Origin of the sequence: Streptomyces sp. NPDC050564, assembly GCF_044457265.1 — a bacterium.
Lineage (GTDB): Bacteria > Actinomycetota > Actinomycetes > Streptomycetales > Streptomycetaceae > Streptomyces.
Genome location: NZ_JBITGS010000092.1, coordinates 1 through 12,132, shown reverse-complemented (window position 1 = coordinate 12,132; position 12,132 = coordinate 1). Strand labels below are relative to the sequence as shown.

The window sequence follows — 12,132 nt, the reverse complement described above, 5'->3', positions numbered from 1 at the left end:
CAGGTGTTCGCCGTCGACAAGGTGGCGGCTGCCGAGCAGGTGCCGGCCGACGGTAGCGAGGTCCGCATCCTCGCTGAGGTGGAGGCCCGGGACGAAGTCGGGCGGTGGCCGCTGGCGTACGAGCTCGTCCTCAAGGCCCGCTCGGGCCGATGGGAAGTTGCAGCGCTGGAGTCCGGCATCGCCCAGGGCGGGGGTGCCCGCTCATGAGCACGGTGCACAACCTGGTGCTTGCTGGAGAGTTGAGCGACCTCGGCGACTCGTGGATCACCATGTTCGGAAAGTGGGCCACCAAGGGCCTGCAGACGGGCCTCACTGTGCGCAGCGTCTTTCACGCCTTCTTATGTCATCCGCGCCCCCACCCGTATCCCGCCGCACCCCCCCCTCCCTTGCTCTCGCCCCGCACCCCGTTGTCGTGATCGTGGTCGTCGTCCTGGCTGCGGCGTGCGCTGCCGTGGCGACGCCGGCGTTTGTGGGCGGGCTCGCGGTACTGCTGCAAGCCGGCGCAGCCTTGGCGCCGGCGTTGTGCACCGGGCCTGGCCGCATGCCTGCGCTGCGCGATGGCTGACAGCACGGGAGAACGCCTGGGCGGGCAGTCCGCCCAGGCGGGCCAGGCAACTGACAGCGTTCTCGGGTGGGTTGCGAGGGCGCAGGCGGGCGATCATGAGGCGTTCGGTGCGGTCTACGCCGCCTACTCGGATGTGGTGTACCGCTACGTCTATCACCGCATCGGAGGCAGGGCCACGGCGGAAGACCTCACCAGCGAGGTCTTCGCCCGAGCCCTGACCGGGCTCGGGTCCTTCAGCTGGCAGGGCCGGGACATGGGCGCCTGGCTGGTGACCATCGCCCGCAACCTGGTCGCCGATCACTTCAGGTCCAGTCGTTTCCGTCTGGAGGTCACCATCGGTGACCCGCTGGAGGTGAACGAGGCCGAACGCAGCCCGGAAGAACACCTGCTGGAAACCCTCGACCATGCGGCCCTGGCGCAGGCCGTGAACAGACTGCCGCACCGCATGCGCCAGGTCACCTGGATGCGGGCTCAGGGCATCTGCACCCCGGCGATCGCCCAGCGCCTGCACATCACGCCCGCGACCGTCAGAGTACACCTCCACCAGGCACGGCAGCGCCTGGCAGCAGACCAGCATCTGCGCCGCGTTCTCTTCCCGTGAGATCACGCCCGCGCCTCCCGCCGCTGTCCGCCGGGCCCGGATGCCTGCACCAGCCTGCCCCCGCATCGGATCGGCCGGTTCTGCCGCTCCCGCCTGCTGCGCATCCCTCCCGCCGCTCCTGCACGTGCCGGCCGGTCTTGTCGACGTCTGCCGCGTAGGTCAGCAGGCGGGGTGCTGCGCCGGCCCGGGCAGTGAACTCGGCGGCGGTCCGAACTCCAGGCGTACCGAGTCGTTGCGGGGGATGACCAGAGCGACTCCATCGGCCCGTGTCCAGCGGTAGGGCACAAGGACGTACTGGTTGCCGGACTGCAGGATGAGCGCGAGTCCGTCGTAGCGGTAACCGTAGGCGGCTTTGCCACCGCCGCAGCGGGTCTCGCGTACGCCGGGAGCGCTGATGCTGAGGCTGCGCTCGCTGTAGAGCACGGCGGAGGGGTAGTTCGCGAGGCCGGCCACGAAACGCTGTGCCCGGGTCACGCCCACGGAGGCGGCGTAGTCGTTGGCGGCCCAGACGAGTCCGAGCCCAACGAGTACGAAGACGACCGCCCATTCGGCGAGGGCGGCCCATTCGGGCCGTGCGGCGGGCCGGGCCGTGGCGGTGTCGGGGGAGCCGCTGTTGGGGGTGCTGTCGGTGTCGTCGGTGTCGGAGGGCGCGGTGGAGTCGTCGTTGTGGCCGTCCGGATTGCTCTGGTTGTCCGCGTGGTCGTCCGGTGCGGTCGCGTTCGCCGCGATGGTACGTCTGAGGTGCAGGGCATACGCCAACAGCGTCACTCCGACGGACAGGCTCAGCGGGGCCAGCGCGAGGCGATGGTTGAGGAAGGTCGTCGTGAACGTCGACCAGAGTCCCCCCAGAGCCAGCAGGAATCCAAGTCCCGTCAGGGTCGGTATCGCGTAGCGCAGAACAGGCGGCCGCATGCCCGTTGCAAGCCTGTGGCGCAACAGATCGTGCCCCCAGAACGCGAGCAGGCCGGCAGTCGCGGTCACCGTCATGGGCACCCACAGGGCGTCCAGGCTGCGCATCAGATAGTCCGCCGTGCCGAAGCCGAGGACGGTGGAGTTCACTCTGAAGTACGCGAAGAACCAGTACGCGTGGTAGTAACCGAAGTAGTAGAGCAGCGCGGTGACCAGGCTCGTCGGCGCGGCGATCGCACCGACGACCGTTCCGAGCCGCCCGAGGCCGCCGGCACCTTCGTTCATGTGGTGGGGACGGTCTCATTGGAGGCCGAGGGCTCATCGTCCGGTGAGCCGCCCGACTCGCCGGGCTCACCGGTCGTACCCGTCTCACCCGTCGGGCCGGACTCTCCGCTCTCGTCTGGCCCGCCGGTCTCGGCAGCGCAGACGCCGACCACATACACGGTCCTGTCCCGCCTGATCCAGGTGTCCGCCGCGGGCTCCACGTGGTCGTAGCCGCACGGACCTACGCTGGGCTGGCCGTCCTCCGTGCGGTAGACGCGCACGAGTTTCACGCACAGGGTGCCGTCTTTGCACTGGGCGATGAACAGGTCGTTGATCTCAGCCCAGTTGGCCTTGCCTGCATCGGTGTTGTCGTCGAAGAGGAAACCGTTCCTGCCCCACTCCGGGATCTTCAGCGGCCCTGGCTTGGCGCCTCCGCCACCGTCTGTGCCGCCTTGACTGCCACTCCCGCCTCCGCCGTCCCCGTTCCCACCGCTCCCGCCGCTTCCAGGTGCCGGCATCCCGCCGCCGGTTCCGCCGTCAGCACTGCCGCCTGCATCGTCCCCCGTGTCCCCGCAGGCCAGTGCCGCCGGCAGAGACAGGAGAACGACAGCGGCCAGGCGGGCAACGCTCTTGGATGTCCACATATCACATCACCGATCCCCCGAAAATGCGTGACATCGGGAGAATGGCACATACAGGAACCCTGCGTACAGGGCAACTGCTCAGCCTGTGCGAGGGAGTTCAGTTTCCGGCGCAGAGTATGTGCGGGAGCCGGCCCGGCTCGTAGGCCGCCTTGCCGGCCGGTGCGGAGATCGCCTCACGGTACCCACGGGAACTTGCCGGAGCAGACCAGGGACATCAGTTGCCGGCGGGTGCCCGGCAGACCGGGCCCCATCAGGCAGCCGGCCGCGTCGGCGGAGGTAGGCGGCGAGCCACTGACCGGGCACAGCTGAGCTGTCGTCCCCGCCTATGGCGTGCACCTGCGGCCCGGTGCGAGACGGCAGGACATGGCCCGGCTTGCGGCGGGTGCTGGGGGCGGCGTTCAGGGCCTTCCCGATAAAGCGGCGGCGACGGCCTCCATCTGCCCGGGCCGCAGCCCGATTCCGGGAGGGAGCCATGAGGCTGTGTAGAGGCCTGCTGACCTGCGGATTGGCGACAGGGTGGCGCGCAGCGGGGTAACAGTTGACGCAACAGATGGTGTGGGATTTGTCGCGACAGTTGGTGTGGCAGATATGGCGGCGGACCAGGGTTCTCGGGATGTACAGGCTCTACTTCACTTCGGGCCCCAGCAGATTCAACGCCTCCTCCCATCGGAAGAGGTCAGCGCCGCCACCAGCCTTGGGCTTATGAGGCTCGTAATTGCCGATCAATACGCCCATGGCGCGCAGCCGTTCCAGGCTCTGCTGGTAGGCGGGGTGGGCGGCCTGGGCGGCGTTCAGGTAGGGCAGAACGGCGGTGGGGATGCCCATGCCGTACGCCTCGCACAGGATGCCCAGGGCCAGGGTGTCGCAGATGCCGGCAGCCCACTTGTTGATCGTGTTGAAGGTGGCCGGGGCGACCGCGATGGCGTCCGCGGGCGGCAGCGGGCGTGTCTCGCCGGGCGTGCGCCAGGCGGAGCGGATCGGATAGCCGGTCTGCGCCTCGATCGCCTCGTTGTCGAGGAAGCCCAGGCCCTGTGGTGTGGCGATGACGCCGACGTCCCAGTGCCGTTCCTGCGCGGCGGTGATCAGCTTGCCGACGTCGCCGGCGATACCGCACGCGCACACGACGACATACAGGAAGGGCTTCTTGTCCGGGGCGTTCGGCTCGGTCACGCAGGGGCTCCCAGTTGGCGGCTGAAGTGGTGCAGTTCTGGCAGCGTACGGCGGCGATCGCGAGCGACCATGTCGGCGACCAGGTCACGGACGGCGGGGCGACGGACGTCCTGGGCGGCGCAGGTCTCGGCGATGCGCAGTGCCTGATAGCCGTTGGCGAGGCGGCCTTGCTGGCTGTAGGCGCGAGCCGTTTCCACCCATAGGGCAGCCCGGCGCTCGGGGACGGGGATGTGCCGGCGCATGAGAGGGCGTGCTGCCTGGAGGGCGAGGCCTGCGTCGCCGAAGGCCACCAGGGCGCTGATCTCGTGGAGAGCGACGTTGGTGGGGCTGAAGTTGGCCCAGGCGTCGGGCTGGTCGAGGGAGACGTACCGGGGCCGCCGACGGTCGTCAGGATCAGCCCGGCGGGCCGGGTCTGTTCGATCCAGGACGCAGGAAGCGTGTGCCCGCTGCAGGTTGCGATAATCCTGTCGTACGGCGCGCAACGTGCGCGCGCCTGCGCCGAACTACACGCAGGCGACGGCCATCCCGGCCAGATCCCTGAACTCCGGACCGTCGGGAAGGCGATGCGTCTCCAGCGTGTGACCCACGTACGACGGCAGCGTGCGGCGCATCCCCCGCAGCACGTGGGGAAAGTGGGGACGCAGGTAGTGCCCCTGGTCGTCCGGCAGTCCACCGGTGAACACTGCGCCGTCCAGGTCGAGACGGGAGTGACGGAAGTCGCGGGGCGCACCTTCCTGGTGCTTGCGACAGTCGGTGAGCATCTTGAGTAGCCGCTTCGCCAGGAGTCGCGCTCCCTGCTGTGGCCGTGTGAGCAGGTCTTGAACAGCATCGTTCGTGACGACACCGACATGGAACGGGGGCTGGTTCTCCCAAGTTGTCAGGTCTTCGAGCGGGACCGCCGCGTGCAGCGACGCAGCCGCCAGGTCGTTCGGGTAGGTCCCGCCGAGATAGGCGGCCAGCATGGCAGGCAGCACGCTGACACCTGCGTGAGGATGGCGCGTGCACATCACGCCATCATGAGCCTGACCACACCACAACTCCTGCCGGTAGGCAGGATCACCGCAGTACAGGGCATACACCGCCGGGACCTGCAGCAGATCCGCTGCATCAATCAGGGACCGGATCTGGCCGCCTTCCTTGTAGTCGTAGTCGATGTGCCAGCGCTGGCCCTTCTTCTTCAGGTTCTTTGCTTGCACGAGCACTCCGAACGCCTCGTGGGAGGCCGAGTCCACGAACCACCACAGCCAGTCCGCCCCAACGCGGGATTCCTCGTACCGGTTGAAAGCGACATACGACAGCTCCGGGTGCACCGCCATCAGCAGAAGATCTGTTGCCGTTTCCTCCGCCCACGTGGCATTGCCCTGCGAGAGCCACTTGCTCGTGAAGGTGTCGACAGCAGTACGGCGGCGGACGAGCGCGGCACGCGCGCCCTGGGCATGCTCCTGTGTGTCGGTCACAGCATCGGGTGTACCCCACACATCCGGCTGAACGTAAGGGAGTTGACACGCGATCGTATCGGCCACCACCGATCCCGATGCTCAGGGAGGCTTGCGAGCCGTCGATCGTGCCCCCATCCGCTGGTCTCCTTGGCGGCTGTGATCACTGCTTCCAGCAGCAGGCCAACCATCGGCACCTTTCTTTAGTGAGGTCAGACGGTGCCTGTGGGCGGCCTGCTTCCTGACCCACTGTCGTCAACGGCCGAGGGCAGCACCCGCCTTGTCCGCGCAGACTCCTCCTCGGCGAGCGCTCCACTGACACGACCGGCCCCGGTGGGGCCGTAAGTCCAGGCAACCAACTCCCGGACCATGGCCAGGACGAATTCCTGTCGCCGGTGCGGAAGAAAAGGCCAGGCCAGCCATGCAGGGGTGGACAGCACGACGACCAGCAATACAGGTAGAAGGCGCAGCGCCGGCAGCAGGCGTGCGGTCCATTCGGCAGGAACCACGATCGACCTTCCCCATCTGGGAGTTGCGGGACGAAGGGCCCCCGAGGCGATCACGGCGGGTGGTGTGCCGCGCTGACACATGTCAGTCTGCCGTGCGGCATTCTGAGCAGGTCACGATGACGTGTTTCACTCCGGAGGGGGCTTCGTCACTACTACGAGCCGGTCCGCCAGCGCACCCTGCCTCGGTACTCAGCCCCTCGCAGTGTCCACTGCTTGGGGGTCTCCCTCTCGCCCGCCACGAAGACGGGACAGTATCGGGGCGCGCCTTCTCCTGTTCCATGCGGAGGCCGCAGACCGGACTCACGTCGCCTACATGCCGGACACCACCTGGCCAATAGACGGGCACCCGCCAGGCTCATCCCGGAGTTCTGGTCACACCCCGGTTTTGATGTCGTCTGAAAATTTCGACACGTCAGCAGCGATTCACTTGCGTTCGTCTTCCCGGTCCCCACCTGACGCCTCTTGCGGCGCCTTTTCCCTCATCGCTCACCACAACGGTCTTCAACCCAATGCAGCATGAGGTGGTTTGAAGCCTCCCCCCGCAGGGCGGCTCCGAAGGGCCACAAATCCTTCATCTTCCGCACAGCACCAATTCAAGAAGCTGTCCTACGACCAACTCCCTTTCATGTTCAGGACACAAGACCAGGCGTTTCAGCTTGGCGCGCATGCCTTCGGTATGCCGCGGCTCGGTGCCGGTGCCAAGGGTGCGACAGACGTCCCTGGCGCGCAGCCCGTCTCCGCTCTGCTCGAAGAGGGCCAGGATCTCGCCGTAGCCGGGCGGCAGCGGCTCGGGCGGTGGGGTGCCGTCCTCGGTGGCCAGTTCCAGCACGGTCTCGCGGGTGGTCTCCAGCCGCTCCAGGGTGTGCTCGGCGGCGGCGAGTTGCGCTCAGCCGCACCCACTCCGGCTCACCCCGGAACGGGCCGCCACCCGCGCCATGGACGACATCTTCACTGGCGTGCAGTTCGCAAGCTCTGAATCTCCGAGTCCAGATTGCACACGCTATGAAGTTCATCATGTGATCCCTCTTGCCCTGCCAAGAGGCAAGCTGAGCGCGTCAGTTCAATGCCAGGCCGACCGGATAGTTACGCTCCGTTACTCCGGAATGTCAGCGAATGCAAAGGAGAGACCGAGTGCAAGATACGGTCGGCGGCCTGGCAAGGCCACCACGAAGGGGGAGACCGGCGCGGCGGCGGTGCCTGAGTCTGGTCATGATCCTCGCCGCCTGCGCGGCGCTGTTGGGCGTCACGACACCGACGGCCAGCGCCGCGCCCAACGTGAAGGTGACGGTCACGCTCGACCGCATCAGGGCGTTGAACAGCTCCGAGGAAGGCGTGTGCGGCTCGGTCGACTGGTACGCGAAGGTGTTCATCAACGGCGTGCCGTTCAACAACGAGGACTCCGACGAGCAGGACGCCCTGGAGGGCCAGGACGACATCAGCCCACCGGGCGGCTGGGAGTTCTCCACAGAGGTCGATGTCGCCACCCTCGATCAGAGCAGCGGCGTCGCGAAGGTCCCCGTCACCATCGAGGTGTGGGACGAGGACGGCGGCCTCTGTGCCGGCGACGACCAGTACGACGCGTCGCCCGAGGTGGGCAGGGGCATCAACTTCTCAGTGGGCGTCTCCCCGTGCCGGTTGTTCTTCGGCACGGCCGACGGGCAGGGATGCGGGGGCAGCCGCATCTCCGCCGGCACCGCTGAGGACCGGGCCGAAGTGACGTACAGGGTGGACGTGGAGGATCCGGCGAGCGCTCCGGGCCTGCGCATCCGGTGCACCAGCAACCCCATCGCGCCCGCAGTGCACTCGCCCGTCACGATCACGGCCACCGCGCTCGACGGTGCGCTGATGCCCACCGTGGTCGCCGATGAGCTGGAGATCGTGGCCGTGCGGAACATCTCAGGTGTCTCCGAAAGGCATCCGGTCGCCGACCGGAAGGTGTCCGGAGTGAACAGTACGTCCGTCACGTTCAGTCCCAGCGAGGGCGGAGACCTCGTCTACGGCTGCCGCCTGCGCAAGGGCGGCACTGGGCTCTTCACCGGCTGGCGCCGGGTGGACGTCAACCCCGGCAGCTCCGCGGAGCCGATCCCCATCTCCTACACCGGCCCCCGCTCCAGCCGGATCGACATCGTGTTCGTCGCGGACCGCGACACGTATCCGAGCGCCCGCGACCCGAGGTTCCTGGACGACGTCCGCCGGGTCATCGAGACCTCCTATTACGGGTTCAACGACTTCCTGGCCAACCAGGACAAGTTCAACTTCTGGATCGCGCAGGCGCAGGGACGGGCCGACGACGCCAACGACGGCGACTGCGACCACGAGCTCCCCGCCAACTGGGACGACACCTTCGCCTTCGCGGACGCCGGCGCCATCTTGCACCGCAAGAACCAGCGCGACTGTGCCCTGCGGGGCGACCGCATCTTCTCCGCAGTGGTCGACACGTCCGTGCGGTCGGACGCCCTGCAGGTGCCCACCCACGAGTCCGGACACCAGCCCTTCGGGCTCGCCGACGAATACCCCCCGGACGGCGGCTACTTCCAGCAAGACGTCGCGCCCAACGTCTACGAGGACATGGCCGGCTGCATCGCCGACGCTCCCGCCCTGGGCCGTAGCGCAACCGCCTGCCGCACATGGGAGCGGCCCACCGACTGGTGGCCCGACCCGGACTGGTTCAGCTCTGAACCCGCTCCCAACGACGTGATGTACAACAACACCGGTCCGGCCAACGCCGCCGACATCAGGAGGTACACCCTGATCTTCGGCGACTGCACGTCGGCGAAATGCTGAAGGGGGCCACGATGCGCCGTCACCGTTTCCGTTCGCTGTTCGCTGTGGTCACCATGGTCGTCCTCACCCTGGTGACCGCCCCGCTGCGCGGCTCCGCCGACTCCTCCCGGCTCGATGACCCCGATCCGGCCACCATCCCGCTGCCCGTCCTCGACGACGACGACCCGGCGAAGGCGGTCGTCGCGCGGGTCACGTTCAACAGTCGTACTCAAGCCACCGTCGACCGCACATCGGTCAGCCTCCAGCGCGCCCACACGCACATCGGCGACCCGCCGATCCTGAAGCTGAGCCTCAGGGACGTAGACGGCCAGGTCATCGACCGTATGAACGCGTGGAGTCCCCTGTGGGCCTACTCGCACGGTGACCGGGAGCGGATGGACATCAAGCAGAGCGGGTCGGGCAGCTTCATCGTGCCCTTCTCGCCCGCTCTCTCCACCATGACGATCACCGACACGGCGCTGAACAAGGACGTCGTCACCGTCGACGTCAAACCCGCGATCCGCACCTTCTGCGTGTCGCACCCCAGTGATCCCGACTGCTTGGAGAGCGACCTGTCGGTCGACGCCGTGGAGCCGCGGGCCCCGCTCTTCGCCGTCCTGGGCAAACCCGTCACCGTGACCGTTGCCAGCACCGTCGCCAACGCCGGTCCTGACGGCCCCACCGACGCGCAGGTGGAACGAACGGTCGCCGCCGGAACCGGCGTGACCGTCGCCCCCAGCGCGCCGGAGACGACCGAGGTCGCGCTGGCCGTGGGCACGCCCCGGCGGCTGGAGAAGACGTACACCGTCACCTGCACCCAACCCGGTGCGCGGACGCTGGACTTCACCTCGGCCGTGGCACCCAAGCGCGCCTCGGTGATCGATCCACAGGAGGCCAACAACCGGCGTACCACGCGACTGACCCTGGACTGCGCCGTCCCGGTGACTCTCAATATCCAGCCGGGCAGCACGGAAAATCCGGTCAATCTCAACGGCAGCACCCTTCCGGTGGCCGCGCTGACCACCCGGGCGGGCGAGTACGGCAACCCGCTCGCCTTCGACGCGACCACGATCGACGCCGCCTCGCTGCACTTCGGGTCCCCGAGTGTGCTGCTGCTCGGCGGTGGCGTGCCCGAGATCCACGGCCGGATCCATCCGGAGGACTCCCTGGAACCGGACGAGGTGACCCGTGACCGCGACCTGGACGCCGTCCTGCACTTCCGGCCGCGGAGCGAGACCCTGACCGCGACCGATACGAGCGGCTGCGTCCTCGGGCGGTTCACCGGCCCGGGCGGCCCCCTCAGCTTCTACGGCTGCGACAAGGTCACGATCATCCCCTAGAGCGTGTCCCGTTCACCACTGCGGCGGCTCATGGACGTCCATGGACCGGATCGGCCGCATCACGCATCAGCAGCCGATCCGGTCCTGCAAAGGCCCCGTCACCCGCCGGTACGGGCGGGATCATTGATCTGGCCCGAAGCCGGGGTTGTGACCTGGGGCGACCAGTTCACCTGAGATGGTCACTGAACACCCTGCAGGCCGGATTCGTCTTCCGCGCACGCGCGCACGGCATGCTCGACCGGCCCGGCCAAATCATGGTCATCAAAGCTTGGTCACGCTGGCAAAGCCGAGGGAACGCAGTCCCTCCGACTGGCACAAGCGATCGGAGGGGCCGCCGGTCTCAGTCTGCAAAAGCTGGTAATCGGCGCCGCGAGCCGCCCCCCAGGCCATGGCGGCCCGCCACAGGGCTCGGCCGTGTCCGCGGCCGCGATGTTCGGGCAGAACACCGAAGTACTGCGGCAGCAGACGGATGGCTCCGGCTGAGTCGGTCATGGTCCCCATGGGCCCGATCGCCCCGACCACTCGACCGGCGTCGGTGACGGCGAGAACAGGGCCCACGGTGCCAGCCTGCATCTGATGGTGGAGGAAGGCGAAGCCGTCGCTGGTGAGGCGCTGTGCGAAGGCGGCAAACGTGGCCTGTACGGGCACGGGTAGGCCGTGTACAGGTTGAACCGACCCTTCCTTGTCGGATTGGGCCTGGCCAAATTCCCGGAGCTGTACGCGCGTGACGGCCGTCCCGGCGGGCGGTTGGTCGTTGGGGCCGCGGAAGGTGATCACGCGGGCTGTGGCGGTGGCGTGGTCGGCGGCGAGCTTGGCCGCCAAGTCGGCCGCGTCGCCATGGACGGGGCCGTAGATGTAGACCGTGACAGTGCCGTGGCCGCGGCGGGTCAGGGTGGGGATCAGGGTGCGGACACTGGTGTGCTCGATTGCATCGGGCAGGACCGTCTCGTCCTTGTACTCGGACCAGCGCTGGTCCTTGTCGTACGGGAGGAATGTGCCGGTGCCGGCGACTCGGACAATGTCGGCGAAGAGGCCAAGATCGAGGGCGTCGGGGTGGACGGGGCCGATCGTCGGCACGTACGGCACAGCTACGACAGGCTGCAGCCAGTCCCACTTCAAGCGCATGGCACTCACGCTACTCGCCCACCGCACAGGGCTCAGGCCCCGGCGCAGCGGACGTGCCGGCGACGGTGTCCCGGTCGGTCAGCGCCATCATCGTCATCCCGCGCTCCACGGCGCGCTGGACGAGGGCGTCGGGCAGGGAGGCGGTAAATCCACCGCCCGCACCTCCAGTCCCCCAAAACGCTGCCGCCAGCTGAAGCTGCAGGGTCTGGGCGTGGTGCGCGGTACGGGGTGCCAAATTTTTTGGTGGTACCACTTTGAAAAGTTGTCACAGCCAAATTGAAAGTTCGCCGCGTGGTGCCAGATTCGCGAGAATCACGAGTCGTGATTTAGGTGGGACGCTAGGGTGGTACCACCAACGCATCTTTGGATGCGTAAGGGTGGGGCCGGCACTCGTTGGTGAGCGGCCCCAACACCAATGGAGGGGCCCCTCGTAGCCCGGTGAAGCGTTGAGGGACCCCAGTGGACTAGCGGCCGCGTAGAAGCCAGGCCAGGACCACGGGGGTGACGGCTGGAACCGTCGCCAACGAGGCCTGCCAGATCCAGCGCTTCACGCGGCCGTAAGTCTTCGTAGACCTCAGCCGCGAGAGCCAGGACCTGAAGCGCTCGGCTCGGCAGTGCCGAGCCTCCTGCTCCCCCGGCCGCGGGGGGGGGGGGGGGGGGGGCGGCGCGCCCCCCCCCCCCCCCCCCCCACACCCCCCACCCCCCCCCCCCCCCCACCCCCCCGCCCTGTTCACGTAGCGGCATACCGGAGCCCACCCCCACCAAACCGCCGCCACGACACCCCGCTTTCCCCCCGCCACGTGCCC

10 protein-coding genes and 2 pseudogenes are annotated in these 12,132 nt (G+C 68.0%); 4 read left to right on the top strand and 8 right to left on the bottom strand.

The window, feature by feature from the left end:
* Positions 1–207: pseudogene (locus ACIBK0_RS51170) on the top strand (conjugal transfer protein); the annotation flags it as partial.
* Positions 208–557: 350 nt separating this feature from the next.
* The gene (locus ACIBK0_RS51165) at positions 558–1,166 is read left to right on the top strand and encodes a sigma-70 family RNA polymerase sigma factor (RefSeq protein WP_399097246.1); all 609 of its coding nucleotides are present in this window, start codon (positions 558–560) and stop codon (positions 1,164–1,166) included.
* A gap of 159 nt (positions 1,167–1,325) precedes the next feature.
* Here ACIBK0_RS51165 and ACIBK0_RS51160 read toward each other — a convergent pair whose 3' ends face one another.
* From ACIBK0_RS51160 to ACIBK0_RS51135, 6 genes and pseudogenes are all read right to left on the bottom strand, one after another.
* On the bottom strand, positions 1,326–2,360 hold the full coding sequence (locus ACIBK0_RS51160) for a hypothetical protein (protein ID WP_399097243.1): 1,035 nt from the start codon (positions 2,358–2,360) through the stop codon (positions 1,326–1,328).
* The gene (locus tag ACIBK0_RS51155) at positions 2,357–2,857 is read right to left on the bottom strand and encodes a hypothetical protein (protein ID WP_399097240.1); all 501 of its coding nucleotides are present in this window, start codon (positions 2,855–2,857) and stop codon (positions 2,357–2,359) included. Before ACIBK0_RS51155 ends, ACIBK0_RS51160 begins: the two co-directional genes overlap by 4 nt.
* 750 nt (positions 2,858–3,607) lie before the next feature.
* On the bottom strand, positions 3,608–4,153 hold the full coding sequence (locus tag ACIBK0_RS51150; protein ID WP_399097237.1) for a flavoprotein: 546 nt from the start codon (positions 4,151–4,153) through the stop codon (positions 3,608–3,610).
* Positions 4,150–4,524, bottom strand: a pseudogene (locus ACIBK0_RS51145) (heavy metal transporter CzcB); the annotation flags it as partial. The pseudogene ACIBK0_RS51145 and the gene ACIBK0_RS51150, both read right to left, overlap by 4 nt.
* 132 nt (positions 4,525–4,656) lie before the next feature.
* Positions 4,657–5,676, bottom strand: coding sequence for a DUF6615 family protein (locus ACIBK0_RS51140; RefSeq protein WP_399097234.1), 1,020 nt, complete (start codon positions 5,674–5,676; stop codon positions 4,657–4,659).
* Between the two features lie 993 nt (positions 5,677–6,669).
* Positions 6,670–6,927: a hypothetical protein gene (locus ACIBK0_RS51135; RefSeq protein WP_399097230.1), complete on the bottom strand. Its 258-nt coding sequence runs from the start codon at positions 6,925–6,927 to the stop codon at positions 6,670–6,672.
* 380 nt (positions 6,928–7,307) lie between these two features.
* Here ACIBK0_RS51135 and ACIBK0_RS51130 point away from each other — a divergent pair, with 380 nt between their 5' ends.
* On the top strand, positions 7,308–8,882 hold the full coding sequence (locus tag ACIBK0_RS51130) for a hypothetical protein (RefSeq protein WP_399097227.1): 1,575 nt from the start codon (positions 7,308–7,310) through the stop codon (positions 8,880–8,882).
* 11 nt (positions 8,883–8,893) lie between these two features.
* Positions 8,894–10,201 (top strand): hypothetical protein, encoded by a 1,308-nt coding sequence (locus tag ACIBK0_RS51125; RefSeq protein WP_399097224.1) that lies wholly within the window; start codon positions 8,894–8,896, stop codon positions 10,199–10,201.
* A gap of 261 nt (positions 10,202–10,462) precedes the next feature.
* Here ACIBK0_RS51125 and ACIBK0_RS51120 read toward each other — a convergent pair whose 3' ends face one another.
* Both ACIBK0_RS51120 and ACIBK0_RS51115 read right to left on the bottom strand, forming a co-directional pair.
* Complete coding sequence (locus ACIBK0_RS51120) at positions 10,463–11,326, bottom strand: GNAT family N-acetyltransferase (RefSeq protein ID WP_399097221.1); 864 nt, start codon at positions 11,324–11,326, stop codon at positions 10,463–10,465.
* Positions 11,327–11,336: 10 nt separating this feature from the next.
* Positions 11,337–11,561, bottom strand: a complete 225-nt coding sequence (locus ACIBK0_RS51115; protein ID WP_399097217.1) for a hypothetical protein — start codon at positions 11,559–11,561, stop codon at positions 11,337–11,339.
* Between the last annotated feature and the right edge of the window lie 571 nt (positions 11,562–12,132).

What these genes read in the sequence shown, in the direction of transcription:
- ACIBK0_RS51155 (WP_399097240.1), bottom strand. Translation starts at nt 2,857, where the DNA reads ATGCCGGCACCTGGAAGCGGCGGGAGCGGTGGGAACGGGGACGGCGGA.
- ACIBK0_RS51120 (WP_399097221.1), bottom strand. Translation starts at nt 11,326, where the DNA reads ATGCGCTTGAAGTGGGACTGGCTGCAGCCTGTCGTAGCTGTGCCGTAC.
- ACIBK0_RS51125 (WP_399097224.1), top strand. Translation starts at nt 8,894, where the DNA reads ATGCGCCGTCACCGTTTCCGTTCGCTGTTCGCTGTGGTCACCATGGTC.
- ACIBK0_RS51160 (WP_399097243.1), bottom strand. Translation starts at nt 2,360, where the DNA reads ATGAACGAAGGTGCCGGCGGCCTCGGGCGGCTCGGAACGGTCGTCGGT.
- ACIBK0_RS51165 (WP_399097246.1), top strand. Translation starts at nt 558, where the DNA reads ATGGCTGACAGCACGGGAGAACGCCTGGGCGGGCAGTCCGCCCAGGCG.
- ACIBK0_RS51130 (WP_399097227.1), top strand. Translation starts at nt 7,308, where the DNA reads ATGATCCTCGCCGCCTGCGCGGCGCTGTTGGGCGTCACGACACCGACG.